This window comes from Rudanella paleaurantiibacter (genome assembly GCF_009184635.1).
Taxonomy (GTDB): Bacteria; Bacteroidota; Bacteroidia; order Cytophagales; family Spirosomataceae; genus Rudanella; species Rudanella paleaurantiibacter.
The window spans coordinates 553,230-568,856 of the sequence record NZ_WELI01000001.1 but is presented as its reverse complement, the minus strand read 5'-3'; the positions used below and the strand labels follow the sequence as shown (position 1 = coordinate 568,856).

Here is a 15,627-nt window from a genome sequence, read left to right as displayed (position 1 = left end):
GTACAGTGTATAATGAGCTATTGTGCTGACTGTACATTATACCCTATTCATGGTACATTCATGTAGTGGTCATATTTGTCACCCCACTGAGAACAAACTCGCCGATGAATTATATTTGTCAGTTCATCTATCCTATTTTGAAACTACTGTTCATCTAACAACTGTCCATGCGAAACCATTTACTCAGCCTTTGTTGCCTGCTCGCATTCGCCCTTCAGGCCGTCGCGCAGTCGACACCGCAGATTATGTTTCAGGGTTGGTACTGGGACTATCCCAAAACGGGTCAGAGTACCACCGGCCCATCGGGCGTTTCGTTTAACTGGTCGGATACACTCCGGCTCAAAGCCCCCGCCCTGAGTCAGGCCGGCTTCACCCACGTATGGTACCCGCCCTTTGCAGGCAACGGCAACCGGAGTGGTGGCTACGACCCGCGCGACCTGTTTGTGGGCCCCTCGCAAACCTCCCTCGGCACCCTTCCCGAAATCAAAAGTATGGTCAACTCCCTGACAGCCGTGGGTATTACGCCCGTAGCCGACATGGTGTACAACCACCGCGACGCGGGCGATCTGGAAACCAACCCCGCCGTAAAAGACTACATCACCACCTTTGCGAGCGGCAACAATCCCAGTTGCGGGTTCAAACGGCCTTTTCCGTCGGATCGGTACCGAATGGTCATTCCGATAGGCGGCTCGGCCGCCGAGGGCGCCGGTACGTATTACATCAAGATGCGGTCGCGGGGAAATATTTTCAACGGCGCCAAGTACGCGTTTCATGCCACGACCAACAAAATCGGCGGATCGCGGTGGAGTCCGGTTGTGACACCCGACATTGACCTGACCACCTCGGCCGACGTGTTTCAGTACACAGCTCAGCTGGGTCGGAACTACCTCAACCGCATCGACGGAAACGGCGACCTCGATGAATTTGCCGTGACCGTGACTGCTAACGACTTCAATGCGACCGGCGATTTTCTCATTATTCAGGCCATCAACTACGACAGCGAGTACTCCGACCACCTGCCCATTGATATTTTCTACGTGCCAGCCAACGGTGGAGGGGCCTACAACGTAGCCGATTTCACTAATCCGTTTGGGGCGGGGTATAAACTCCAGTTTCAGACCTACACCAACTTTACAAATATGCCCAGCGGGCGCGGGGCGCTCGACTGGAACGGTTTCCGGCCACACTTCACCAGCAGCAGTCCGGCGGGTTGGTCGCAAACTACCTGCCTGGGCCCGCAGTGGTCGATGCAGAGTCTGGATTATTTCTACGATTACGACCACAACATTCCGGCTACCAAAGACCTGCTGGTCGACTGGACAAAATGGGCCTTCGACGATTTAGGGTCAAAGGGACTCCGTGTGGATGCGGTCAAACATTTTGAGCCTTCGTTCATGCGTACCATGCTCGAAGAAATGCGCGCCAGCGGCCGCACGCCCAACCTTGTTGTGGGTGAGTGGTACGGCAATAACCGGGCTGAACTGAAAGGCTGGGTTGATGCGGTGTATAGCGGCATGAACACCGATACCCGCAACAATGTGCAGGTACGGGTATTCGACTTTGCCCTGCGCGATGCGCTCAAACAGGCGCTCGACAACGGAGCCGACCCACGCAATGCCTATTTCAACAGCCTTCGGTTTGCCACCGATGGGAATAGCTTTGGGTCGGGCAACAACATCGTGACGTTTTTGAACAACCACGATTTCCGCAGCGACAACCCCACGTTTGGTGACGCCCTGGTGCACAACAACCCCGACCTGGGCTACGCCTGGATTCTGACCAATAACCAGTTAGGCGTACCGGCCGTTTTCTACCCTGATTATTACGGTTACCCGGCCCGCAACACCACCTACGGGAACGATGTGATTGGGTTTAATTACCACCCCGTTGGGCTACCGGCTCTCAAACCCGCCATCGATAAACTGATTCAGGTCCACAAAAAATACATTACCGGCTCCACGAGCATGGACCTGCTCAACCATTTTGGCGGCAGCAACACAGCCCCGGCACCGAACAACTACATTCAGAGCAGCCCCAACAAGGTGTTGGTTTACCAGTTGAATGCCGCAGGTTCTGTAGGCGGTAAAGAAGTGCTCGTGGCCATTAACTTCGACAATCAGCCGCTGCGGGTCGACCATCAGATTACCACCCGCAACGGCATTCAAACCGGCACCCGTTTTGGCGACGTGCTGGGCCGCTCGGCCTTCCCGTTTGCCGTAGTCGACGGGCAGAACCGGGTTTACCTGGAACTACCTGCCAAAAGTTATTCGGTTTGGGTGCAGGATGCCGCCCCGCTATCGATAACGTTGGCCAGCACCACGGTCTGCGCGGGCGAATCGAATACGCTGACTGCATCGGTTTCGGGCGGAACAGCCCCTTATCAGTACCAATTTTCGGCGGGTGCGGTAGCCGTTCCGGGCAATAACAGCGTAGCTACTGCCAGCACAGCCGGGGTGTACTCGGTTACGGTTACCGACGCCCTCGGCCTATCGGCAACAGCAACCGTGAGCACCACGGTTTTGCAACCAACGTTTGCGGGTGCCCCTACCCTATCGCAAACGCTGGTGTCGGGTGGGCAATCACTCACCCTGTCATATATGGCTAATAGTGCGCCGGGGAATTGCTCGTTTGCAGCCAACGGGCCATTCTGGGCTGAGATAGCTTCGGATTCGGGCTTCCCGACCTCCACTACGCTTACCCCCACCACGGCCAACCCCACGCAGATGGTGGTTACGCTGCCAGCTTCGCTCAACGCCGGGCAGCTGTACTACCTGCGGGTGGGCTACGCCAATGCGGTTTACAGCCCGGTAGCCTCCTTTGTGGTTAGTACAACGCTCACTATTGTCGCCAACCAGACAGCCGTTTGCCCCGGTGGGCAGGTGCAACTCGACGCCAGCGGCTGTCCAGCCCCGAATGTAGTAGTCTGGAGTACCGGGCAAACCGGACCAAGCATTATTGTTAACCCCGCGACCACTACCACCATCTCGGCCTCGTGCGTCAGTGCTGCCAATGCCCGAATGGCATCACCCAACACGGTTGATGGGCAATTGCCCGTTGGTAACCAGCAACCCGTTGAACAGCTGCTCCCAACGAAGTCCTCTACACCATCGGGCAACAGGTAGAGCTAACCTGAATAAGTAATCTTAACACGCGAAAAGGGCGACCGTAGAAAGTACATCTACGGTCGCCCTTTTCGCGTATGTATTTACTATAAGTACTCCTCAAGCACTACTCGGCAGTCAATAGAACTGTTAAACTACCTATCAAGCAAATAATACCATATCTATTTATTAAGATACATAGGAACAAGTTGCTCCATTTTTGCTTAGTCGGAATACTTATACTTTTAAAAACAATACCACTTCTTCAAAAACTGTACCAATTAATAAAAAACTTTCCCCTCTAAGCCTAAATGTTTACTATGAATATAGAATTGAATGTCTATTTGAGGCAACGGGACAGTTTCTACACAAATATATTTATTATCATATAACAATTATAAGAAATTGGAATCAAAATTGCCTATAAGAATAAATAAAAACCCCCGTATGTATGCTTAAAAAATTTACTCTTCCGTTATTAGTGTTCACTTGCCTATCGGTTACATGTAGCTATGTTTTTTCTCAAGACATACCGGCACAAACGGCCCTGATTCCGTCGCCCCGAAAAGCGTTTACGCCGACCCCGCAATCGGTACGGGGGTATTGGAATATCGATGTGGTCGATGATTTTACGCTGCCCAAGAGTAAACACCTCACCTTTAGTGGGGCCGGGCGCAACCTGCACGTTAAAGACAGTTGGGACAAACTGTTCCGACGGGGCTTTTCGGCTATTGAACGGTCGCGGATGACCGATGACGAACTTGGGTATTCGCCATTATCCAACGCCAAGTATGACCGGGGGTCAAAATTCACGCAGTCGAGCACCTGGACCAGCCGGTTACTCCCCGAGCAACGTTCGCTCATTCTGTACCAGAACTACTTTACAGATTTACCCTTTAATCTGCCCTGGGCCCGCAACAGCGACCTGGCCAAGGACACGTACTTTTTGCGGCCACCCGGCTCCATCAACGAGCGCGAGAGTCTGGGGCAGGCCATGTCTGAGCTGAGCGGGGGTTGTGTTGGTTTCGGCGACTGCCCTCCTTCGGGGCAGGTGAGTACGTTCGGCAAAATTTTCTTCGACATTGAGAACGAAGGCACCAGCCCTGGTAACGAGCAGGAACACGCTAACCTGTACGTATACAAGATGTGGATGCTTCGGCAACGGATTAGCCCTTACACCGAAATTGGCGGGATTGGCCCGGTACCACACAACAGTTATGGGTACTCACGTTCGTCAGACTTTGCCAATTTCAGCTCGCCCGACTGGCTCTGGCGCATGCCCGCCAAACAGATTGACGCCACCAATACCCGAGGCCGGGGTATGCCCGATGCAATTGTGGGTAAAACCTTTGGCGAACTGGCTCATTTTCAGATGCCCGGCACGTATTTTCTATCGTCAGACTTCGACTACGCAGCCCGGCATACTGGTGATGAAGACCGGCATTGGCTGGCCAGCGTACTGGGCGAGCAGGAAGTAAACATGAAGCTGTCGCCCAAAAAGCGAATTGCCTGGCAGTGGCTGTTCAATACCCAGAGTTCGGAGCCGGGACAGGCTGCGCGGGCTGAGTACCCGGCCCCACCGGCCATTGCAGAAGGTTTAGGCATTTTTTACTGGTTCACGGGCGCACACGGGGCTATTCTGTGGGACGACTGGAATATTCTGACGCCTAATGCCCCCGTAGTGCCGGGCCGCGAAAACCTCGACAATAACCGGAACTACAGCGTGTACGAACATTACCTCCACGGCTTGTGGCGGCTATTTAAGCATCACGGTGACTTGTTCAACGGGCAGGAAACCTACCTCAACGAAGCCACCGAATGCTCGTACGATAACGGCAAGACCTGGTACCGGCTGAACTCGAACGCGCAGAAGCGGAGCGGTAAGCCATTTGCGCGGGCCATTGTTAACGGCAACCAGATTCTGATTGCCGCTACGCAACCATACGCGTCGGCGAGTCAGGAAACGCAGCTGATGGTACGGTACGTGCAGGGGAGCTACCGGTTCTATACGACGATCAACCTGAAAGGCGACGAGATTTTCCTCGGCCGGGGTACCATGCCTACCGGTACAAGCCCATTCTCGCCCGCCCTGACCACGATGGACCCACCGGCTCCCAAGCCGTTGGCAGCTACTGTCTCGACGTACAATTGCTCAACGGGGGCCATTGTGTTCGGGTTTACGGGCGGCAGCACTACCTCGCCGATCGAATACAAAGCGTTGGGTATTACCGACTGGACCACCAACGCCAATCAAACGATTGAAGCCGGTTTGCGGGCCGACCCAAAGACCATCACGATCTACATTCGGCAAAATGGCGTGGAGGGGGCTTCGTACAACTTCGACATGAAAGCGTACTGTTCGGGTAACCCACTGCCGCCCGCCAATACCGCGCCGGTGGTAGCCAAGGCTCTGTCCCCTGAGTCGGGTACGGTAGGTGTAGGGTACAGCCTGAACCTGAGTACAGTATTCACCGATGCTGAAACACCAACCGGGCTGGTGCTGTCGGTGGCTGGTTTGCCCGCGGGCCTTCAGTTTTCGGGAGGCACCATTTCGGGAACACCTTCGGTATCGGGCGTGAGCACCATTACAATTACGGCTACCGATCCGGGTAACCTATCGGCACAGACAACCTTTGTGCTGACGATTAACCCGGCCTCTGCCCCACCCACTCCCACCCCTCCGCCCCCAATAACCGGCGGGCCGCTGGCAGCCACGGTGGTTACGTACAACTGTACGACAGGGGCCATTCTATTTGGCTTTACCGGCGGCAATGGCTCTACGGTCGAGTACGCGGCTATCGGTATCACGGGCTGGACTACTAACCCCTCGCATATTCTGGATGCTGGCTTACGCTCCGACCCCAAGACCATTTCGGTCATGGTTCGGCAGGGTGGTGTACAGGGGCTGTCGTTCTCGTTCGACATGAAAGCGTATTGTAGCGCCCCGCAGCCTGTAACCAACACGGCCCCTACGGTAGTGAACATCGTTGGACCACAATCGGCCACGGTTGGTACAGCCTATGCGCTCAATATTGGCTCGGTGTTTACCGATGCACAGACACCCGGTAGCCTGGCCTTGTCGGCAACGGGCCTGCCCGCAGGCTTGACCCTCACAGGAACCGCCATTACCGGCACCCCGTCGGCATCGGGCGTGAGCACCATTACGCTCAAGGCCACCGATCCCGGTAACCTGACCGTAAGCACCAGTTTCCAACTGACGGTGAGTCCCGTACCCAGTGTGACTACCGTGACCAACACGGCTCCTACCATAGTCAACCTCGTCGGGCCACAATCGGCCACAGTTGGTACGGCTTACTCGCTCAACATTGGCAACGTCTTCACCGACGCCCAAACACCCAACAGTCTGACGTTGTCGACGCTGGGCCTACCGACCGGCCTGACCCTAAACGGTAGCCTTATTACCGGTACGCCGTCGACTTCGGGGGTAAGCAATGTAGCTCTTATAGCCACCGACCCCGGCAGTCTCTCCACCGTTACTCTTTTTGTGCTGACGGTGAACCCGGCTCCGAGCGTGACGGTAGTGACCAACACGGCCCCTACCGTGGTGAACCTCATCGGCGCACAAACGGGTACTGTCGGTACGGCTTACTCGCTGAATATTGGCTCAGTGTTTACCGATGCCCAGACGCCCGGTAGCCTGACCCTGTCGGCAACGGGCCTGCCTGCAGGCCTGACCCTCACGGGAACGGCCATCACCGGCACCCCCTCGGCGACAGGCGTGAGCACCATTACGCTAAAGGCCACCGACCCCGGTAACCTGACCGTAAGCACCAGTTTCCAACTGACAGTCCGTTCGGGTAACACGCCCCCGGTTGTTGTGAATCCCGTTGGCCCGCAATCGGGGACAACCGGTGTGAGCTACAGCCTGAATGTAAGCGCCATTTTTACGGATGCCGAAACTCCTACGCAACTTCTGATGTCGATCAGCGGACTACCCGCCGGGCTCCAACTGTCAGGCTCCAATCTGGTTGGTACGCCAACCGTAGCCGGTAGCAGTACGATAGTCATTACCGTGACTGATCCGGGCGGACTTTCAACAACGTTCCGGATTCCGATCACAATTGCGCAGGGCAACACACGGCCCGTTATTGCCAATCTTGTTGGTCCGCAGACGGCTACACAAGGAGTAAACTACTCGCTCAATGTTGGGTCGGTGTTTACGGATATGGAAACGCCGAATAGTCTGACTTTATCGGTTGTAGGACTACCTGCCGGGTTAACCCTGACCGGTACCACGATCACCGGAACGCCCTCGGTCACTGGTCAGAGCAATGTAGCCCTCGTAGCTACCGATCCCGGCAGCCTCACCACCGCTACTATTTTTATCCTGACGGTGAATGCACCCGTGAGTACTACCGGTTGCGGAAGTCCGGCCAATACCATTGGGCAAACGCTACGAATTATGGGCGTTACAGACGTGAATTGCCAAACGGGAACGTTCCGCATCAGCACACGCGGGGGTAACGGGACCACCATTTTCTACGACAACAACGTAGGCTTGAAAAATACCGACCCGACCAACTGTTTGCGGATACTCGATAACCCGGATATGGTGAAGGCAATCAATAACCCGAACTCCGACATTGGGGCTTTCCAGCTGAAAGTTCGGCAGGGCAACGTGACGAGCAACACGTTTACGTTCAACTTCAAACAGTACTGTACCGGTGCCGGTGCTACCTCCCGCATGGCTTACGAAAGCCCCGGCGAACTCACGGTACTGGTGCTGGGGAACCCCACACCCGACGAATGGGCCCGGCTCGAAATCCAGTCGGTTGGCAACGAACCCGTTTCGCTACAGGTTCTGAACGTACAGGGACAGGTACTGAGCACCCGGCAGGTTGAGCCCTCGGGCGACACGGTTCGGCAGCAGGTATGGGTGGGTAAAACGCCCGGCGTATTTGTGGTGCAGGTTAGTACCCCTACGCGCAGCCAAAGCGTGAAAGTGGTGAAGCAGTAACGAATTCAAACCCAAAAGAGCGGGCCGCCCGAAGAAGTCTACCTTCTCTGGGCGGCCCGCTCTTTTAGGTTTATCGTTCTTGGTTTTTGGTCAATGTCGGTCACCAAAAACGATAAGCTCAAGCACTTAAGTGAATGTATAATGAATAATGCGCAATGGACAATGGCTGATTATCAACAGACAACCCAACTGTACGTTATACATTTTACATTGTACATTCATTTATAAACTTAGAACAGGTACCGAACACCAAACTGGAACTGGCGGGGCGGAGCGGCATTCCGCTGCACAATACCGCTACCCCGTAGGCCTACCTGAATCTGGTTGCTTTGGGTTGCATTGTTCGAATAACCGCTCAAATTGTTGGTGTTAAGCACGTTGAACACATCGGCCCGAATCTCAACCCGACGGGTAGTACCCTCACTATTTCCTAACATCCGACCCAGCGGAATCTGGTACTGTAAGCTCAGGTCTACCACCTTCGACCAGGGTAAGCGGTCAGAGTTGCGAGTTTCGCCCGGCTGACGGTCGGAGTTACCCACGTACGCATCGCCAAAAGCACCACCGTCGCCGTTCAGGTCGTTTGTTGTCAGGGGCTGACCATTAGCACCCAGCAAAGGCTGTCCGTTGGCACCCACAATCCGGTACATAGCGCCGTTGGGAATTCGGTTAATGGGCTGTCCACTCTGCACCAGCGCAGCCGCCGTTGCCACAAAATTTCGGCCAATGTAGTAATTGAAAATACCGTTGATGATGTGCGTCCGATCGTTGATGCTTGGCCCCCATTCGGCCGCGAAATTGTTGGCATCCATCGCCCGGAAGTTGATGTCTTCGGTATCATTTTTCAGCGACGACAAGGTGTAAATCAAGCGGTAGCTGTACGCATCGTCCATTCGCTCCTTCTGCATGTTCAGGCTCAGAGCCACATAGCGCGAGCGGCCTTCGGTTTCGGTCACAACCACGCTCCGGGCCGCACCAGGAATATTCGTAGCGCCACTTACCCCAGCTCCCGACGCCAGAATCGGCAATGGGCGGGTCAGGTCGGCAACGGCCGTGGACCGGGCAATGCCCTGCTGCGCGCTCAGGTTATAATCCCAGGCTGCCGGGGCGTTGAGGTTACGCGTACGGAAGAGGTTATACGACTCATTATACACCACATCGGCATACAACAACAGCTTGTCGCTAGCCTGGTATTGGTAGCCAAGCGTGGTTTGCAGTGTGTAGGGATTGTGGTACCCGTTGGGGTTCAGAATCCGGCGCTCGCCCGTAGGAAGGTTACGCTGATTGGCAAAGGTGCTGGCGGCCGGGCCCTGCAAGTACCGGAACGGCAAGCCTGCATTGTTGCTCGTGCCTACGCCGAGGTTTCCGTCAAACGTAACCCGGTCGATGTCGGTATTGGCTGGCAGAATGCCCCGCTCCTTGAAGTACTGCAACTGCCGCTTAAAGTCGGCGCTCGTGCTGTTTTGCTGGAGGGCGTCGGAGTAAATGGTGTACAGAATTTTATCGTAGAACAAGCCAATACCACCCCGCAGAGCCGAGCGGCCCGTGAGTTTGTAGTTGAAGCTCGCACGGGGGGCCACGTTGTTGAAGTCGCCCCGCGAGTCGCCCCCTTTGCTGAGGTTATCGTAATCCCAGCGCAGGCCGAGGGTCAGGTTCAGGCGCGAGGTAGCCGCAATTTGGTCTTCGGCGTACAGGCTCACAATGTTCTGGGTTGTCCCGAATGAATTAGGGCGCAGCTCAACCGAATACCCCGTTACGCGGGCATCGGCGGGTACATCGTTCACACCAAAGTTGCTGCCCAGATTCCGGGCCTGCAAGGCCGTTAGCTGACCGGCCGTTAGCTGCACGGTATAGCTACCGTTGGGGTTACCTCCGCCAAACAACCGGTGACGGCTGCTGATCAGCTCGGCTCCCGCCCGGAACGTATGGTTACCCCGGTAGAACGAGAATTTTTGCTGAAACTGCATCGTGCTCTCGTGCGAATCGAAGAGGTAGCCAGGATGCCCAAGCACCGCTACGGTTTGACCCGTGGGGTCGAGCACGGTTACGTTGGGGCTGTTTGGGTCGACAGGGCGGGCGTAATTCCAGCGGAAGCGGGCGTACTGCACGTTGGTTTCCGACGCAAACCGCTCGGTATTATACGTATTGCGCGACGCAATCAGCACCGAGTTCCGATCCTGCGCGTTGGCCGCCGACGGAAACGCCAAACCACCGGTAAGCCCACCCGCCTGACGGCCAATGGCTACCTGACCCACGTTGAAACGCAACGACGATTTGAAGCGATCGGTCCAGAACTGATCGAGCTTACCCGATACGTACGTGAAGCGGTTGGTACCCCGTACGGTCTCGTTTACACCCAACAGGGGGGCCGTCAGCAGGTTATCCTTTATATCGGTGGTGTGCTCGGCGTTGAGGTAGTAGAAGGTTTTGTTTTTGACAAGGGCTCCACCCACGCCAAAACCACCCTGATACCGCTGAAAACCGTCGCGCACCTGATTACCCGATAAATCGCGGAGGGGATACTCCGTTTGGGCGTCGATTACGGCACCGGGGCGGGTCAGGAAAAAGGCCTCACCCGTTGCCTGATTGCTCCCTGAGCGAGTCGTGAGGTTGATGATGCCGTTGCCCGTATTACCAAACTCAACGGAGTAGTTGTTGGTCAGGACGTTTACGTTGCGTACAAACCCAATCGGCATGGCAAATTTTTGTCCTCCCAGAAACCGCTCGTTGTTATCCATACCGTCAATGAGGTAGTTGTTAAACAAGGCGTTGGCCCCGTTGATACTCACGTTGGGGGCTTCGGGGAAGAAACCCGTTGCCTGGCTCACATTGGGCAGACGGTACAGCACCCGCGTAATGTCGCGACCTTCAACGGGCAGTTCTTCTACCTTCCGAACGTCGATCTGCGACGCCACTTCGGCGTTGATGGTATTGATGCGTGACGTACTCCGGCCCCGGACTTGCACCTCGGTCAGATTCACCTCGCGCCGGGAGGGTAGCAAGAGTGTCACCGACTGCCGGGCGTTGGCCCGGAGCACAATACCTTCGGCCGCACTTTCGAGGTAAGTGTCGGTTTCGTTCGCAAAAACGCGGTACACACCGTTGAGGGGCAACGCCCGAAACTGCACTTGTCCGTTGGGACCCGACGTTGCTGACAAGCTGAGGCCAATAGACGGATTGGCCAGATACACCACCTGCCCCGACAGGGGTTGCTGGCGGGCGAGTTCGCGCACACTTACGGTAAGGTCCGTAGTCTGTGCAAAGGCAGTAAACGATAAAAGGCTGAATAACAGCCAACTGATTGTAAATTTTCGCATTGCGAAGCTGTATAGATTAGTGAGAGGCAGACATCAGAAAGCTACTTCTGCATGGAACAACAAGTCTGGTTCGCATTTGTCCACCGATTTGAAGAAAACTTACGCGAAAAATCCATTCACGGACTTTTGTACTGGACATTTGGACTTCAGACACTAGACGTTAGACTTCTCTACAGAATGGTAGTACGTCTGATGTCTGGTGGCCAGCATTGAATGTTCAGTTCTGATTTCACCGACTTTTAACCCTGTCTATGTCTCGCAAAATCAGGCTGATAGCTGCTGATACACAACTTTGTGAGCTTACAGAAAAAATAAATTCAAACAACATCTATCTTTGCCCCGTTTTGCAGCAGCCCCTCCGCTTTTCCATTGCGCGGGGGCCTTCTCTTTCTCATGGAAGATAAAAAGCACTTAGATACCGTATCGGCCGCTGGTTTGCTGGTAGCCCTCGGTATCATCTACGGCGACATTGGCACCTCGCCTTTGTACGTACTCAAAGCCATTCTTGGCGAAACCACTCCCATTCATCCAGAAGTAGTACGCGGGGCGTTATCCTGTATTTTCTGGACCATCACTCTCCAGACTACAGCCAAGTATGTCATCCTGATTCTACGGGCCGATAACCGGGGCGAAGGCGGTATTTTTGCCTTGTACGCACTGGTTCGTCGGCATGCCCCCTGGCTCACGATACCGGCTATTATCGGTGGAAGCTCGTTGCTGGCCGATAGTATCATTACCCCGCCTATCTCGGTTTCATCAGCCGTAGAAGGGTTGCGGATTATCTACCCCGAAATCGACACCATCCCAATTGTGATTGGTATTTTGTCGTTATTGTTTCTGATCCAGTCGTTCGGAACGGGGGTAGTAGGTACCGCATTCGGGCCCATCATGTTTGTCTGGTTCACGATGCTGGGCGTACTGGGAATCGTGAATGTATCGAGCGATTTGAGCATTCTGAGCTCGATCAGCCCCACGTATGCGTACAATTTTCTGATGGACTACCCCGGTGCCTTCTGGTTGTTAGGTGCCGTGTTTCTGTCGACAACGGGTGCCGAGGCCCTGTACTCCGACATGGGCCATTGTGGCCGGGGTAACATCCGGGTGAGCTGGGTATACGTAAAAACATGCCTGTTGTTCAACTACTTTGGGCAGGGTGCTTACGTCGAATCGCTGGCAGGTCAGGCACTGGGTGAGCGCAATCCGTTTTATGAGCTTATGCCCGAGTGGTTTCTCATTATCGGTATCAGCATTGCCACTGCGGCTACGGTTATTGCGAGTCAGGCTATGCTGAGCGGGGCCTTTACGCTCATCAGCGAGGCTATCCGGCTCAACCTCTGGCCTAAAGTGCGGCTCCGGTACCCGAGCGTGCAGAAAGGGCAATTGTATGTGCCGAGCATCAACTGGCTCTTGTACGCGGGTTGTATTGCTGTAGTACTGTACTTTCAGGAGTCGAAACGAATGGAAGCCGCTTACGGTCTGGCTATTACGCTGACCATGATGATGAGCACCATTCTGTTCAGCTATTACATGTACTCGAAAAAGTACAACGCCTGGCTCGTTATCTTCTTCCTGGTGTTCTACCTGAGTCTGGAAAGCTGCTTCCTGGTGGCCAACCTGATCAAGTTCACCCACGGCGGCTGGGTGTCGGTACTCATTGCGGGGCTCATGGCCTGCATCATGATTATCTGGCTACAGGCGTTTAAGATCAAGCTTCGCCTGACCGAGTACGTCCGCATTGATACGTATTTACAGGCTATCAAAGAACTTAGCCGCGACATCAGCATCCCGAAATACGCTACGCACCTCGTATTCATGAGCAATGCGGCCCGGCAGTCGGAGATTGAGTCGAAGATTATTTACTCCATTTTCCAGAAACGCCCCAAACGGGCCGACATCTACTGGTTTGTACACGTGGATACCACCGACGACCCGTACACGATGGAGTACAAGGTGAACACCATTGCCCCCGACGATGCTTACAAGGTGACATTCAAGCTGGGATTCCGGGTGGAGCAGCGCATCAACCTGTTTTTCAGGAAGGTAATCGAAGACTTGGTACGTAACAAAGAGGTAGACATTACAAGCCGGTACGAGTCGTTGAACCGGCAGAACGTAATCGGTGATTTCCGGTTTGTAGTGCTCGAGAAGTTCCTGTCGTTTGAAAACGATTTGCCCTTCCGCGAGCGGGTGATCATGAACATCTACTTCTTTATCAAGACCTTAACGACCACCGAAGACCGTTGGTTTGGCCTCGACAGCAGCTCGGTGAAAATCGAGAAAGTGCCGCTCGTGATCCGGCCGGTCGAGAATGTGAAGTTGAAACGCATACCAAGCTAAAGGTACTCGGAGCCGTTTGGGCATGGACGAATTAATCCATTTGATCGGGCGTCTGCACCCGGTCAGCGATGAATTTTTACAGGCGTTAACGGCTCAACTTAAGCGAATTGATTTACCAAAGCGTAGTCTGTTACTGTCGCCCGGCGAGGTTTCGTCTGAACTGTACTTTCTGGAAGCCGGGCTGGTACGGGGCTACTATCTGAGCGATGGGAAAGAGTTTTCGACCGGGTTCATGGCCGAAGGCTCTTTCATCATTTCTCCACTCAGCTTTTTTACCCAGACGCCCTCCTACGAGTACCTTGAGTTGCTGGAAGAAGCCGGTTATGGGCGCTCAGTAAAGGTCAATTAGAGCAATTATACACTCGCTTTATCGAGTTCAACGTTGTTGGCCGACTCATCACCGAACAATACTACACCCGGAGCGAATGGCGGGCTCATCAACTCCGAACTCTCAGCGCCGACGAGCTTTATCAGGCCTTTACAACCGAGTATGCTCCCATACTCAACCGGGTGAGTAATCGACACATCGCTTCGTTTTTGGGTCTCACCCCCGAGACCGTGAGCCGGATTCGGGCTAAGAAGCGATAAATGCTACCAACAGCGGGTATCCTCCCCCGTGTTTACTTTCTTTTCAGTACTGGACATTCGGACTTCAGACACTGGACGTTAGACTTACTACCTTTATAGATGGAGGTCTAACGTCTAATGTCCAACATCTAATGTCCAGTACTGAGGCTTTCTTGATATAGATCAAGTTTTTAGGCGTGCTGTGTCCTCATCTTTACGACGTTATCAGATGCCGACACACCCATGAACCGTTGTTTACTCACGCTGCTTATCGGCCTTATCTTCTTTTCGGCCTGCGCCCAGTCAGTCACCATTACGCGCCGTAACCCAACCGAGGTAATTTATGGTGTTGACTCAGCCAGTATAAGCCAACTCAGGGCTGAGGTACAATCGCATTATGGAACACCTGATCGAAATACAGGTGGTTGTGACTAGTACTTCTTACTCAACTCTGTGGTCAGTTTACCCACAGAGTTGAGTAGTCTATAACCATTTATCCCAATAACAATGAGACTCTTACTCCTTTCTTTTCTACTCTACATAAGTAGCTCAAACTTATTGATAGCCCAATCTAAACGAGTTAGTCTTGACTCGTATGAGAGGGTTCGCCAAAATCTATTACTTCAATTCATTCAGCAGTTAGGTGGCCCCGATAGTCTGGGTTTGCGAGATAAAGATGTTTATTACTCGTTCTATTTTGAGAAGTCTACTCGCGTTACAGACGCAAGTCAGGCACAACAGGAAGAAGGCAGGCTCCGCGAAATTCAAACTTTCAAGAACGTGACCATTGGTTATGCGCAACAATATTGCTCTTGTCAGTCAGTGCTGGACATCAAAACCCTACCAGTACGTTATTTCAAACGTACCCATCCACAAGTTTATAACTTAGTTACAAAGCCCACTAATATGCTTGGCCTAGCTATTGATTCAACCCTTTTTCTGATATACTGCCCAGCCAAAAATGGCAAAAAGAATGAGGTAATTGCAGCAGCATACTTCTGGCCTAATGCCAAGATATGCCACATCAGTGGGGCTCGGCCTGAAACTCACTGAAAGGAAATAAAGTACGGCCACTGGGGCGGCTGGGCGATACAGGAGCCATTGATGCCATCATTGCCGTGAGTCGGCGCGAGCGGGTCGGCAGCGACGGCAATGCACAGCCGTATGTGGTAGCTTTGGCTATGCTCAAGGGCGACAAGGCCCGGCAGGAGATCGAAACATACCGCAACAGCCCCGAAGCAACCCTGCGCGAACTGGCCCGTAAACTCTTGAACGATTGGTAAGCTATCTGACGGCAGGCGGTTTTTAGTGCTTTTGTGTAGTTTTG

8 protein-coding genes are annotated in these 15,627 nt (G+C 53.8%); 7 read left to right on the top strand and 1 reads right to left on the bottom strand.

The window, feature by feature from the left end; genetic code table 11:
* Window positions 1–167 precede the first annotated feature (167 nt).
* The gene (locus tag F5984_RS02440; protein WP_246168777.1) at window positions 168–3,122 is read left to right on the top strand and encodes an alpha-amylase family glycosyl hydrolase; all 2,955 of its coding nucleotides are present in this window, start codon (window positions 168–170) and stop codon (window positions 3,120–3,122) included.
* Window positions 3,123–3,552: 430 nt separating this feature from the next.
* On the top strand, window positions 3,553–8,079 hold the full coding sequence (locus F5984_RS02435) for a putative Ig domain-containing protein (protein ID WP_152122459.1): 4,527 nt from the start codon (window positions 3,553–3,555) through the stop codon (window positions 8,077–8,079).
* Between the two features lie 230 nt (window positions 8,080–8,309).
* On the opposite strand, the gene F5984_RS02430 is transcribed toward F5984_RS02435, so the two are convergent.
* The gene (locus tag F5984_RS02430; protein WP_152122457.1) at window positions 8,310–11,396 is read right to left on the bottom strand and encodes a TonB-dependent receptor plug domain-containing protein; all 3,087 of its coding nucleotides are present in this window, start codon (window positions 11,394–11,396) and stop codon (window positions 8,310–8,312) included.
* A 393-nt stretch (window positions 11,397–11,789) separates the two neighbouring features.
* Here F5984_RS02430 and F5984_RS02425 point away from each other — a divergent pair, with 393 nt between their 5' ends.
* The 5 genes from F5984_RS02425 to F5984_RS26495 all read left to right on the top strand — a co-directional run bounded on the left by F5984_RS02425 (window position 11,790) and on the right by F5984_RS26495 (window position 15,583).
* Entirely contained in the window at window positions 11,790–13,733 is a 1,944-nt protein-coding gene (locus F5984_RS02425) for a KUP/HAK/KT family potassium transporter (RefSeq protein WP_152122455.1), read from the top strand.
* A gap of 22 nt (window positions 13,734–13,755) precedes the next feature.
* Window positions 13,756–14,082, top strand: a complete 327-nt coding sequence (locus F5984_RS02420; protein ID WP_152122453.1) for a Crp/Fnr family transcriptional regulator — start codon at window positions 13,756–13,758, stop codon at window positions 14,080–14,082.
* Window positions 14,083–14,243: 161 nt separating this feature from the next.
* Window positions 14,244–14,321, top strand: a complete 78-nt coding sequence (locus F5984_RS27000) for a hypothetical protein (protein ID WP_394367383.1) — start codon at window positions 14,244–14,246, stop codon at window positions 14,319–14,321.
* Between the two features lie 486 nt (window positions 14,322–14,807).
* Window positions 14,808–15,353: a hypothetical protein gene (locus F5984_RS02410; protein ID WP_152122451.1), complete on the top strand. Its 546-nt coding sequence runs from the start codon at window positions 14,808–14,810 to the stop codon at window positions 15,351–15,353.
* A gap of 65 nt (window positions 15,354–15,418) precedes the next feature.
* On the top strand, window positions 15,419–15,583 hold the full coding sequence (locus F5984_RS26495) for a hypothetical protein (protein ID WP_185155397.1): 165 nt from the start codon (window positions 15,419–15,421) through the stop codon (window positions 15,581–15,583).
* The last annotated feature ends 44 nt before the right edge of the window (window positions 15,584–15,627 follow it).